The sequence below is a fragment of the Tolumonas lignilytica genome (assembly GCF_000527035.1).
In the GTDB taxonomy this organism is placed as follows: Bacteria; Pseudomonadota; Gammaproteobacteria; order Enterobacterales; family Aeromonadaceae; genus Tolumonas; species Tolumonas lignilytica.
This window is the reverse complement of sequence record NZ_AZUK01000001.1, coordinates 2,599,953-2,612,493: the sequence shown is the minus strand read 5'-3', so window position 1 is coordinate 2,612,493 and position 12,541 is coordinate 2,599,953. Positions and strand designations below refer to the sequence as shown.

Annotated in this window: 11 protein-coding genes; 5 read left to right on the top strand and 6 right to left on the bottom strand. The window is 52.8% G+C overall.

All coding sequences use genetic code 11. From position 1 onward, the window contains the following. Positions 1–573, top strand: coding sequence for a YajG family lipoprotein (locus H027_RS18420; RefSeq protein WP_024872723.1), 573 nt, complete (start codon positions 1–3; stop codon positions 571–573). After that, complete coding sequence (locus H027_RS0112105; RefSeq protein WP_024872722.1) at positions 573–1,127, top strand: peptidylprolyl isomerase; 555 nt, start codon at positions 573–575, stop codon at positions 1,125–1,127. Before H027_RS18420 ends, H027_RS0112105 begins: the two co-directional genes overlap by 1 nt. 49 nt (positions 1,128–1,176) lie before the next feature. Here the strand turns inward: H027_RS0112105 and H027_RS0112100 are convergent, their stop codons facing one another. Continuing rightward, a complete protein-coding gene (locus H027_RS0112100) occupies positions 1,177–2,418 on the bottom strand; it encodes an AmpG family muropeptide MFS transporter (protein ID WP_024872721.1) in 1,242 nt (413 codons plus the stop codon). A gap of 70 nt (positions 2,419–2,488) precedes the next feature. Beyond that, the gene (locus tag H027_RS0112095) at positions 2,489–2,971 is read right to left on the bottom strand and encodes a YajQ family cyclic di-GMP-binding protein (RefSeq protein WP_024872720.1); all 483 of its coding nucleotides are present in this window, start codon (positions 2,969–2,971) and stop codon (positions 2,489–2,491) included. A 140-nt stretch (positions 2,972–3,111) separates the two neighbouring features. On the opposite strand from H027_RS0112095, the gene H027_RS0112090 reads away from it, so the two are divergent. Further along, positions 3,112–4,014 (top strand): ketopantoate reductase family protein, encoded by a 903-nt coding sequence (locus tag H027_RS0112090; protein ID WP_024872719.1) that lies wholly within the window; start codon positions 3,112–3,114, stop codon positions 4,012–4,014. Positions 4,015–4,027: 13 nt separating this feature from the next. Continuing rightward, a complete protein-coding gene (locus H027_RS0112085) occupies positions 4,028–4,591 on the top strand; it encodes a DJ-1 family glyoxalase III (RefSeq protein WP_024872718.1) in 564 nt (187 codons plus the stop codon). Positions 4,592–4,661: 70 nt separating this feature from the next. On the opposite strand, the gene mrcB is transcribed toward H027_RS0112085, so the two are convergent. The 3 genes from mrcB to gstA all read right to left on the bottom strand — a co-directional run bounded on the left by mrcB (position 4,662) and on the right by gstA (position 10,175). Continuing rightward, positions 4,662–6,965, bottom strand: coding sequence for a penicillin-binding protein 1B (gene mrcB / locus H027_RS0112080; RefSeq protein ID WP_024872717.1), 2,304 nt, complete (start codon positions 6,963–6,965; stop codon positions 4,662–4,664). 16 nt (positions 6,966–6,981) lie between these two features. Continuing rightward, positions 6,982–9,423 carry an ATP-dependent helicase HrpB gene (gene hrpB, locus H027_RS0112075; RefSeq protein ID WP_024872716.1) on the bottom strand — a complete coding sequence of 814 codons (2,442 nt, stop codon included), beginning with the start codon at positions 9,421–9,423 and terminating at the stop codon, positions 6,982–6,984. Between the two features lie 149 nt (positions 9,424–9,572). Then, the gene (gene gstA / locus H027_RS0112070; protein WP_024872715.1) at positions 9,573–10,175 is read right to left on the bottom strand and encodes a glutathione transferase GstA; all 603 of its coding nucleotides are present in this window, start codon (positions 10,173–10,175) and stop codon (positions 9,573–9,575) included. A 191-nt stretch (positions 10,176–10,366) separates the two neighbouring features. On the opposite strand from gstA, the gene H027_RS0112065 reads away from it, so the two are divergent. Then, on the top strand, positions 10,367–11,257 hold the full coding sequence (locus H027_RS0112065; protein WP_024872714.1) for a LysR family transcriptional regulator: 891 nt from the start codon (positions 10,367–10,369) through the stop codon (positions 11,255–11,257). Here the strand turns inward: H027_RS0112065 and H027_RS0112060 are convergent. Beyond that, positions 11,246–12,424, bottom strand: a complete 1,179-nt coding sequence (locus tag H027_RS0112060) for an FAD-dependent oxidoreductase (RefSeq protein ID WP_024872713.1) — start codon at positions 12,422–12,424, stop codon at positions 11,246–11,248. The genes H027_RS0112065 and H027_RS0112060 overlap by 12 nt on opposite strands. Between the last annotated feature and the right edge of the window lie 117 nt (positions 12,425–12,541).

The window sequence follows — 12,541 nt, the reverse complement described above, 5'->3', positions numbered from 1 at the left end:
ATGAAAAAGATAATGCTACTCCTCAGCGCCATCCTGTTTGTGGGTTGTGCTGCATCCTGGCCGCAAAAAGCCAATCTGAATCCGGTCGTGGATGATCAGCTGGATGGTCTCTATCAGCCAGGGATCGATATCAGCGTGGATGGTAAAGATGAACGAGCCGGTAGTCAGATCATCAAAATTGCGCTGCCTGACAGCCCGGTGACATTGGTCCCGAATCAGATCGCACCACAGCAACTGTTAGCCGAGCGTCTGCAGGATGGTTTTCTGCAACAAGGTATTGCCCGTGGTTCACAGTCCAATATTACGGTCAATGTCGTGATCGAGGAGTTACAGGCCACACTGACCAAACCCGGCCTGATGTTTAATTCCAATGCCAAAAGCCGCATTAAACTGACGATCACCAACAACGGGAATATTCTGAATAAAGAATATAACCGCTCTTCATCCCAAGACAGTGTAACCCGTCCGGATATACACGATCTTGAGGTGCTGCTGAACGAACAGCTCTCTGAGATCCTGTCTCAGGCTCTGGCTGATAATCAGATCCGCGGTGCTATTAAAGGACAATTTTAATGAAGTGTCAGACCTTGGCACTGCTGGCTGCGTTACTGCCTGGTTTCGTCTGGGCAAGCGGTCCGCGTGTAGAAATGCAAACCAATCTTGGTAACATTGTTGTTGAACTGGAAGCCGATAAGGCACCTAAAACGGTGGCTAACTTCCTGAGTTATGTCGATGACGGCAGCTACAACCATTCGCTGTTTCATCGTGTGATCCCGGGTTTCGTGGCGCAAGGTGGTGGCTATAACTCAGATTTCACGCCATTACCTACCCACAACCCGGTAGAAAACGAATCGAATAATGGTTTGTCAAACCGCCGTGGCACCTTGGCGATGGCGCGGATGAGCGATCCGAACAGTGCGACCCGCCAGTTCTATTTTAATCTGAATGACAACCTGTCATTAGACGCCAATGTGCAACCGGGATATACCGTATTCGGCACCGTGGTTTCCGGTATGGATGTACTGGAAAAAATTGCGGATGAACCCACTACGGTAGATCCAAAATTACGGGCCAGTGATGTTCCGACAGACCCTATCGTGATCACCAAGGTCACACGTCTGAATTAATAGCACGTTTTGCATGAATCAAACCGGTAGGGGAAACCTTGCCGGTTTTTTATTCCCGATTCGCCTCTGCTTGCCACGGCGCCACTTTCAGCAGCAACAACATACCGGGGATCGCCAGTACCGCACATAGCAGGAAGAAATGCTGCCACCCGAACGATTCGACCAGCCAGCCGGTACTGGCATTGAAGAAAGTACGGGGAACAGCTGCCAAGCTGGTAAATAAAGCAAATTGCGTGGCGGTATAACGAGGATCGGTTGTCCGGGCAATAAACGCGGTGAAAGCAGCAGTACCAATACCGACACCAAATGCCTCAAAACCAATTACACCCGCCAGCGCCATACGGTCGTGCCCTATTCCGGCCAGAAAATAAAATCCGAAGATCGCCAGTATCTGTACCAGCCCAAACAACCAGAGTGCACGGTTGATCCCTAAGCGCAGCATCCAGATCCCACCCAGCATGCCACCGATGACGCTCGGCCAGAGTCCGGCATGTTTTGCAATCAGACCAATCTCGGTTTTACTAAATCCAATATCCTGATAAAACGGGGTTGCCAGCGAAGTAGCCATGCTGTCACCGAGCTTATACAGAAAGATAAAGGCCAGAATGAGTAAGGCATTTTGTACACCCTGACGCTGGATAAACTCATGAAAAGGTTCAATGACCGCCTCTCGTAAAGTACGCGGTGAGCGGACAGCCACCGGCTCCTGACACAGCAGTGTCAGCATCAGCCCCGGCAACATAAACAAGGCCGTGATCGGGAAAACCCAGTGCCATGGCAAGTGATCGGCCAGAATCAATGACAATGAGCCCGGCACCAACCCGGCAATGCGATAGGCATTCACATGCACCGAATTGCCTAGCCCCAACTCCCGATCACTGAGAATTTCACGGCGATAGGCATCGAGCACGATATCTTGGCTGGCACTGAAAAAGGCAATGCCCAGCGCCAGATAGGCAATGCTCCACAAGGAGGTTTGGGGCGACAGAAACCCCATCAGACCGATCGCCAGCACTAAAGCCAACTGAGAAACCAACATCCAGCCGCGACGCCGCCCCAATCCTAAAATCGGAAAACGATCCATCAACGGCGACCAGATAAATTTCCAGGTATAGGGAAACTGTACCAGCGACAGTAAACCTATCGCCTTCAGGTCAATCTGTTCTGTTTTCAACCAGGCGGGGATCAAATTCAGCAGCAGATAAAGCGGCAGGCCAGAACTGAACCCGGTAAACACACAAATCAGCATACGGCGGGTAAACAGTTGTTGCGACCAGTGCAGTTGCGGCATGACGGCTCCCTAAAAATAAAGCCTCCGGAGGCACTTGCACTCAGGAGGCTAGGTTTTTATCGCCGGGGCATTAATCCCGGAAATTGGTAAACTGGAAGGACTGACCCAACTCAGCCTGACGAATCAACGCAATCGCTTCCTGCAAATCGTCACGCTTTTTGCCCGTTACCCGCACTTCATCACCCTGAATAGCGGTTTGCACTTTGATTTTGGCATCCTTGATCATTTTGATCAGTTTCTTGGCCACATCCGTTTCAATGCCCTGCTTCAGTTTGATCACCTGGAAGTAACGCTTACCGGAATGTTCCACCTCGCCAACATCCAGACAGTTGATATCAATACCGCGCTTGGTCACTTTGTCCCGCAGAATATCGATCATCTGTTTCAGTTGGAAATCCGCATCCGCGCCCATTTTGATCTCTTCTTTGTTCAATTCAAAGGAGGCATCAACGCCACGAAAATCAAAGCGGCTCTGGATTTCGCGGTTCGCATTTTCTACCGCGTTCTGAATTTCGTTCATCGCGACTTCAGATACAATGTCAAAAGACGGCATAGAGGATTCTCCTGATTACAAATTGCCGCTAAATTTAGCAGAAATCCGAGTCTGAATGAAGGTAATCCCCTGCTAAAGCGAGCGGATCTCGGTTAGCATCCTATTATTATTGTTAAATACGACAGCGAGTTAACCTGCTTATGCAATGGACGATCCTGGGTGCCGGAGCGATTGGCTCCTTGTTTGCCACTCATCTGCTACGCACCGGACAAGATGTGAATCTGCTGGATACCCGATGCGCCCGGCAACACGCCTCGCATCCGATGATGCTGGAACTGTTGGATGGCTCTTTCTGCATGTGTGAACTGCCCTGCATCAGTCATCAGGCTGTCTCCGACCTTACGCTGCTGTTGGTGACGACGAAAGTCTGGCAGGTGATCCCGGCGCTGGAGGCGCTGGTTGGCAAACTCCCCCATTCATGCCCGATCGTGCTGCTGCATAATGGCATGGGCCCCGAGGAATGGCTGCTGACGCACTTTCCTCAAAACCCGCTCTTAACCGGCGTCACCAGCTGCGGGGCTTTCAAAAAAGATCCCCATCACATCAAGCATACCGGCCTGGGCGAAACCTGGCTTGGCGCGCTGAATGAAGCTGGAACGCACTACCAATCACTAATCCCGCCGCTGGCAAATGCACTGGGCCATGCCGCCTGGAGTGATCAGATCCGCGAACGGCAATGGCGAAAACTGGTAGTCAACGCCATCATCAACCCGCTCACGGCCCTCTATAATCAACCCAATGGGATGTTGTCGGAGCACCAGGCTGAAGTGAACGCGCTGTGTGAAGAGTTGCATCCTTTGCTGATTGCCGAGAGTTTTACCGAGCCGGTCACGGCATGGTGTGAGGTGATTTTTAAGGTGGCAGAACAGACCGCACAGAACTATTCCTCCATGCAGCAGGATCTCGCGCATCAGCGTAAAACCGAGATTGACTATATCACCGGCTATCTGCTGCAACAGGCAGAAAAAATCGGTATTAAACTGCCACTGCATCAGGATTTATATCTTAAAATCAAAAAATTAGAGTCAACATTCACCACTTAGTGAGGATACGCTAATGAGTAAAAGAGCACTGGTAATTATCGCTCCGGGTTGCGAAGAAATTGAAACGGTGACCAGCATCGATACGCTGGTCCGGGGCAATGTCAAAGTGACGGTGGCATCCATCAATCCCAATAAACAACGGGATGTAGTCGCCTCACGCGGTGTTCATCTGGTCGCCGATCATTTACTGGAAGAGGTCGCACACGAAACATTTGATGTGCTGGTCTTACCCGGCGGTATTCCCGGCGCGGAATATTTACGTGATAACCCGTTAGTCATTGAACTTTTGAAAAAACAGCAGGCACAAGCGTTGTGGCGGGCGGCCATTTGCGCCTCTCCCGCCTTTGTACTGGCACATCATGATTTGATCGGTACGGCCAAAGTCACCGGGTATCCGGGCACACAAAGCCAACTCCCCGCAGGTCAGGTCAGTCAGGAGCGAGTTGTAATAGATAAGGCCCATAAACTCATCACTAGCCAGGGCCCGGCCACCAGCCTTGATTTTGCATTGGCCATTCTGGCTGCCTTGCAAGGACAGGAGACCGCAGACAAGGTACGGAAAGATATGCTGGGCTAGCCTCACATGACTGGTCACCCACTCATCAGCTGAGAATGCGCCGCCTTATGCGGCGCATCCATCCAACCGCTTATTCCCCGCTGGAGAAGATGTGTTTGAGCCAATCCACCGGTGTGGTGGTGCACGCTTCTGCCGGTGGTAATTTATCGGTGCGAGCAGGCAACATCATGGCCCCGCCGCATCCACCGGCAACCGGTTTACCTTCGATATTGAAGTTCACCATGGAAATACCCTGTGGCACCGGCAGACGCAGTGAATTCACACCACGACGTTTCATATAGTCACTGAACAAGGGTAACGCACCGTTCGCACCGGTTAATCCGGCCGGCTGGTTATCGTCACGGCCAACCCAGGTCGTGATCAATTCATCGTTATCCATACCGGTAAACCAGGCATCACGCAGGTTATCCGTGGTACCGGTCTTACCGGCCAGCACCACACCAGGGAATTGCGACGCCAACACCTTTGCCGTACCTACGCTGGCTACTTTCGTCATGGTAAACAGGGTCAAATAAGCAGACTGGCTATCCAGCCTGCGTTCCGCCTTCTCGGCCCGCTGATAAATCACTTTATCATTACTGTCCAGAATCGTACGAATGGCGGTCAGCGGCTGATATAACCCTTCCGTTGCCAGTGTCAGGAATGCCTGATTCACTTCATACGGTGAGAGTTCCAGAATGCCGAGGAACAAGGAAGGGAACATCGGGATCTCCTGCGTCACTCCCATTTTCTTCAACGTTTCGGCCACCGCCGGAATGCCGACCGCCATGCCCAGACGGACCGTCGGCACGTTCAGGGAATTAGCCATCGCCGCGTATAAAGGGACATTGCCTCGGAAAGTCCGGTCGTAGTTCTGTGGTGCCCAGACTTTCCCGCCCTGATTACGCAACTCCAAAGGTTCATCTTTCAACGGCGTCGCCAGGTGGAAGCCCTGATCCAGCGCAGTCAGATAGACTGCCGGTTTCACCTGTGAACCAATCGGACGACGCGCATCCAAGGCCCGGTTCAAACCGGCATAGTTGGCATCCCGACCGCCAACCAGTGCAGACACTTCCCCGGAGTGACGATTGGTCACCACCATGGCCCCTTGCAAGCCTTTGTGTTTCGTCCGTGTCTCAATGTTATCCAGTTGTGATGCCACGGCCTCCTCGGCTGCCTGTTGCGCGACCGGATCCAAACTAGTAAAAATTTTCAGCCCGGACTGTTTCAGGAAGGCATCACCAAAGCGCTGACGTAATTCGCGGCGGAGCAGACTCATGAAGGCCGGGGTGCGGCCAAACGTCATCTGACCGCGTTCCAGCAATCCGAGCGGACGGGCCAGATAGGTCTGGTATTGATCTGGTGACAGCTGATTATTGTCCAGCATCAGCCGCAGGATCATATCCCGTCGCTGCTGTGCCCGTTCCGGATAACGCCACGGATCATAGTAAGAAGGCCCACGAACCATGGTCACCAGCAGCGCCATCTGATCCGGTTCCAGCTCATTCAATGGCATCCCAAAGTAGAAATAGGAAGCCAGACCAAATCCATAGACCCCCTGCGCGAAATTCTGGCCGAGATAAATCTCGTTCATGTAAGTTTCGAGGATCTGATTTTTGTCATAACGGTAATCAATGATCACCGCCATGTAAGCTTCCTGAACCTTACGCCAGATACTGCGTTCTCGGGTCAGGAAGTAATTTTTCGCCAACTGTTGGGTCAGCGTACTTCCCCCCTGAACCGCATGGCCGGCACGCAGGTTCGCCAGAAAAGCACGGCCAATCGAGAGCAGAGACACACCGCCATGCGTATAGAAATCACGATCTTCCACTAGCAGCAGCATGTTGATAAAAGACTGGGGCACCTGATTGATATGCAGCAGGATACGATCTTCCATCTCATCATTGCTGAGACGATCCAACAACACCGGATCCATGCGCACATAGGCCAGATCGTGCAGGTTGTCTGCACTCTTGATGTTGACCAAACGCTGGCCGTTGAAGGTCAGCAGCAGTGGCCGCGCCTTTTCCATCCCATCAGCGAAACTGAATGAGCGACGGATCACCACCATGCGCTGGCCGTTGACGGCATACTGTCCCGGGCCTTTCGGATTCGGGCTTTCACGGTAATTCAGCAGCTTGAGTTCATGCAGCATCTGTTTCAGCGACAAACGCTGTTCGGGGAATAATTCCAGCGGCCGACTGTAAACCACTGCAGGCAGTTGCCATTTCTGCCCTGTATCAAATTTGCTGTGGATCAGACTATCGAGATAAATGCCGAACAACACCATGAAGGCGATGCCGACCAAGCCCAGTTTGATTGCCAGTCCAATCCAGCGACGCCAGTGCCAGAAAGGATAAACCGGCGCGGTATTCTTTTTTGGTTTCTTAGCCACGAGATAATAATTCCTGTTACATTAATCGTTTAACAGTTTTGGTAGGCATAGCCTGCAGCGGATCATCAGGCCAGTAATGTTTGGGATAACGACCCTTCCCCTCTTTCTTTACGTCGTTATAGGCCCCCTGCCAGAACGCCAGTAAATCCTGCGTGATTTGCAACGGGCGTCGGGCTGGTGACAACAGTTCAATCTGCAGTGCAATACGCCCTTGTGCAACCGTGGGCGTTTCTCGCTGACCGAACATTTCCTGAATACGAACCGCCAGCACCGGTGAACGCCCCGCCTCATAGCATAAGGTGATCTGACTGCCAGTCGGTGCAGTAAAACAGACCGGCAGTAATTCATCCAGTTGTTGCTGCTGCGACCAGGTCAGGCGATTTTTTAAAATCGTCAGCAACGGCAGACGTTTTAACTCATCCAGACGCGAGACGCCATCAAGATGTGGCAACAACCACTCCTCTAATGTTGCTAACAGAGTGGCGTCATCGATGGCAGGCAGCCCGAGTTCAGGGAGCCATTCCACCGCACATTGCCAGCGTTGCAACCATTGTTCACTCTGTTCGCTCCACGGTAAACAACCCAGACCATGAACACGTATCCCGGCCAGCAGACATTGGGCTTTTTGTTCTGCCGTGAGCGTGGTTAGGGGCTGGCGCCTTAACACAATCGCACCCAGACAGTATTGTTTTTCTGCTCTGACCCGCTCCTCTTTGCTGTCCCAGCCCAAACTGGTTTCTTCGCGAAATAAGCGCGAGGCGGTTTTTTCCAGCATCGCCACATCCAGTGATTCCGCAGTGAAAATACGCAGTCCCTGTTCGCTCTGCTGCAGCGACACAGCCACCAGCCATTCCTGGCCCTGACAGGGGTGATCGGGCGACAAATCGGCCCGTTGACCATTTGCCAGTTGATACCGTAATTCACCGCTTTTGCGGGCAATCCGATCCGGCCAGGCCAGTGCCGCCAGAATATCAACCTGCGCGCAAGAACAGGAAGGCAGCGCTCCCGCCATCTTCATGCGCTGCCACCAGCGTTGTGCCGCCGGACGTAGCCGCTGACTAAAGCGCTGCAATTGCACTGAAACGGGGTCATCCCCCAGCACGCGCTCTTCCAGTAAAGCCACCAGATAACAGGCCGTCGCTACTGCGCCCTGATAGCCTTGCAATTCCAGCTCTTTGGCACTGAACAACAGATGCCCCAGGCGTGGTTCACAAGGTAATAAGGCCTGTTGCTGGCCTTTTGCTGTCAGACGATCTTGGTCATCAAAAATTTCCAGCCAACGTAATAACTGTCGCCCAGCCGCCAGCGCAGCAGCGGGAGGCTTATCCAGAAAAGGTAAGGTTTCCGGGGCACATCCCCATAATGCTGTTTCCAGCAACAAAGACGACAGATCACTGCGCAGAATTTCCGGTGGTGACTGTTCATCCAAGCGGCTTTGCTGCTCTTCATTCCAGAGCCGATAACAGACGCCCGGACCAAGACGCCCAGCCCGACCTGCACGTTGTGTAGCTGAAGCCTTGGCTATCTGGCGGGTTTCTAAGCGGGTCACCCCGCTTTTCAGGTCAAAACTGCTGCGGCGCTCCAGACCGGAATCGACAACAATGTGGATCCCCTCAATCGTCAATGACGTCTCCGCCACATTAGTGGTCAGCACGACCTTTCGTTGCCCTTCTTCGCACGGCAAAATCGCGCGTTGCTGTTCGGCAAAAGGTAACCGGCCATACAACGGTAAAATCGCGATGTCCGCCGGGAGTCGCGTCTGCAGCCATTCCGCCATTCGTTCAATTTCGCTCGCGCCGGGTAAAAAGACCAGCACGCTGCCCGATTCATTTTGTAGCGCCGTCAGCACCGCGGCGCCCCATTGGGGCACCAAGGCTTGTTGACGGTTCACCGGACGATATTGATAGGTGATCGGATAGGTTCGGCCCGGACAGTTCAAGATCACGGCATCGGGCATTAACTGCGCTAATGGCAAACCATCCAGGGTCGCGGACATCACCACGATGTTCAAATCGGGTCGCAAGGCAGCCTGACTTTCCAGCGCAAAGGCTAAGGCCGTATCCGCCTGCAGACTACGCTCGTGAAACTCATCAAAGATCAGCAGATCAACCCCCGAAAGCTCCGGGTCTTGCTGCAGCATACGCGTCAAAATACCTTCGGTGACAATCTCCAGCCGGGTCGCTGCGCTGACTTTCTGCTCCCCGCGCACACGATATCCCACCCGCTGTCCAACCGGCTCATTGAGTTGCTGCGCCAGATACAGCGCAATATTACGCGCCGCTAGACGCCGGGGTTCCAGCATGATCAGGCGACCCGAGCCCGGTAACTGTTGCAGCAAAAAGAGCGGTACCACGGTCGATTTACCGGCGCCTGGCGCTGCCTGCAAGATCAGCTGATTAGATGTCTGGCAAGCCTGGGCTATCTGCGGTAACACCTCATCAATCGGCAGATGGGACAAAATATCTCTCCATAACTCTGAATAGCCGCATTGTGCCAAAGCCATCACAGAAAGAAAAATCGAAAGCTAAAGGGAAAAAACGCTAAAGAGAAAAAACGAAAGGATAGAAGAAAGCCCGCAGACGGGCTTTCTTGTGGCGCAGAATGAAATCAGATCAGACCTTCAGCTTCCAGAGCTTCCTGCACCGCAGGCCGGGCCGCCATGACTTCGCGGAAACGCTCGATGTGAGGCCATTTTTTCAGTGGAATATTCAAGCGACCAAACCAGCCAGTCACGACAAACAGATAGATATCGGCCACACTGAACTGTGCCCCTAATAAATAACTGCTGGTGGCGAAGTGTTTCTCTAACGCATCCAGGCGTGTAGCAACACGGTCGATGATCGGTTTGCGCTGTTCGTCGGTCAGCGTCGGTGCAAATAATGGCGAACAGGTTTTATGTAACTCAGTCGCCACAAAGTTCAGCCAGCCAATGCCATGATAGCGAGCAGCGCCTTCGGCGGGCAGCAACCGGGCAGCCGGGGCCTGATCGGCAATAAACTGCATAATGGCTGGGCCTTCAGTGAGCACATCGCCGTTATCCAATTGTAAGGCTGGCACATAACCGAGCGGATTGATGTTACGGTAATCTTCACCAGAAGCCGTCAGTTTCTGACGTAAATCCACTTTCTCTAACTGAAAATCCAGACCCGCTTCACGCAATGCGATATGAGAAGCCTGTGAGCAAGCACCAGGCGAATAATACAGTTTCATTGTATCTCCTTTGATTGGAAGACCCATTACCCTGACATTATCGATAATGGAATGGTTAACTGTTTGCGTCAACTATTCCTGCAACAACATGCCAGCGAAAGTAGATTTGCTATTTATCTGTCATCAATAAGATGTTTTTATCAGTAAAAATGATTATATTTAACTAATCAATCCAAAAAAATGATAACAGTATGAATATTACCCTGCGTCAATTAGAGGTCTTTCTGGCCGTTATCGATACACAGTCCACGACACGTGGCGCTGAAAAGCTGGCATTGTCCCAATCTGCTGTCAGCAGTGCGTTGGCTGATCTTGAAAATCAACTCGGGGTGCAATTATTCGAGCGCGCCGGAAAACGCCTGATCGTCAATGAAAATGCACGTCTGCTGTTTCCTCGCGCACAGGCGCTGCTAGAGCAGGCGCAAGAGCTGGAAAATCTGTTTGCCGATGGGCGCAGCGTGTTACGCATCGGGGCCAGTAGCACGATCGGCAATTACCTGCTGCCTGCCGTGATCGCCCGTTATCGTGAACAACTCCCAGGCATTCAACTGGAATTACGGGTCGCCAACAGTGCCGATATCGCCGAGGCGGTATCCAATTTCGACGTCGACATTGGTTTTATCGAAGGCCCTTGTCATCGCATGGAGCTAGAGAGTCAACTCTGGCGACAGGATGAAATGGTGCTATTCAGCGCCGCCAATCATCCGCTGGCAGGAAAAACCGTGACTGAAGAACAGCTGGCGCAATGTCAGTGGATCTTGCGCGAAGGTGGTTCCGGTACCCGAGAAGTCGTCGAACAGTTACTCTTGCCCCGCTTGCATCATCTCAACCTGGTCATGGAGCTCGGGAATTCCGAAGCGATCAAGCACGCGGTCAGTCATAGCCAAACCGTCAGCTGCCTGTCCAAAGTCGTGATCGAAGAGCAACTGGAAACCGGCCGTGTGGCCGCCTTGCAGCTCGAAGGAATGGGGCGCATGATGCGCCCGCTTTACCTGATCCGCCACAAACAGAAACACCTCTCCCGTAGCCTGAGCGTATTTCTGGAGGTGGAACGACGAGTGGCTGCCGAATTACAGTCCTAACGCATAACGCAGTGCTTTCTGTTTCAGCCAGCCTGCGTTTTCAGCAGCCAACAGCAGCAGATTGCGCAGCACTTTTACGGGCGCATGTTGCACGCGGAATCCGGCATAAAAGAGATCCATCGCCGACTGCATCATCGTGTTGTCGCACAGGCGTTGCTGTTCATACTCTTTCAACTCTGCCAAACCAAAGCCCTGCGCTGTTTGCCGGGCGTTTTGCCAGAGTTTGACCAGACAGGCGACGTCTTTAAATCCCAGATTCACCCCTTGCCCGGCCAGCGGATGAATGGTGTGTGCGGCATCACCCAGTAAAATCACCCGCTGCTGATAATAGTGCTGCGCATGACGACGCGTCAGTGGAAAACAGCCGCTGTGCGTCACCTTGCAAGCCGGTAATTGTGCCGGGAAATGCCGCCTGACCTCTTTTTCAAGCTGTGCCGGAGATAATGCAGCCAACTGCGCAATACGGGCCGGAGTGTCGTACCAAACGAGTGATCCCTTTTTCCCGGCCAGTGGCAGGAACGCGCGCGGTCCAGCCGGATAAAACTGCTGCCAGGTAATTTCCGGCGCGTCAGCCTCTAAATCCACATTGATCAAGAGACAGTCCTGTCGGTAATCCCAGCGCGTGATACCAATGTTGGCCAGTGAACGCAATTTAGAGTGGGCACCATCTGCCGCCAGCAACCAGGAGGCCGTGATTGTCTGACCATTAGTTAAGGAAAGCGATGCCTGCGTATCATGTTGCGATAACGCGCTGATCTGGGCCGGATACAATAACTGCACATTGGGGAACTGTTGCAATTGCTGCCATAACGCCAGTTGGATCAACCGGTTCTCAACAATAAACCCCAGCTCGGCAATCCCCGCCTCCTGAGCGGTAAAATGCGTTTCCAGCCCCGCAATTTCCCAGGTCGCCAGTTCTTTGTAGGCGCACACTCGCATGGCCGTGATTGCCTCCCAGACACCAGCTTGTTGCAATAAACTCACCGAGGCCGGGCTGATGGCTGAAACCCGCAAATCCATGGCTTGTTCCGGTGCATACGGTTCTGGCTCCGCCTGCTCAATCACCGCAATTTGCCAGCCTTGCTGAGCCAGCAGACAGGCTGCAGCAGCGCCTACCATGCCACCACCAACCACTGCGATATCAAAATGCGTCGAATTCTGTTCCACAACCGATCCTGTCTTTCAAGACGTCATAGCCTATCTTAACGATAACCTTAGAGAACGTCATGGGATAACACTGACCTCCGGCGGGATATCTGCTAACATGCGCAGCAATTTCGCATT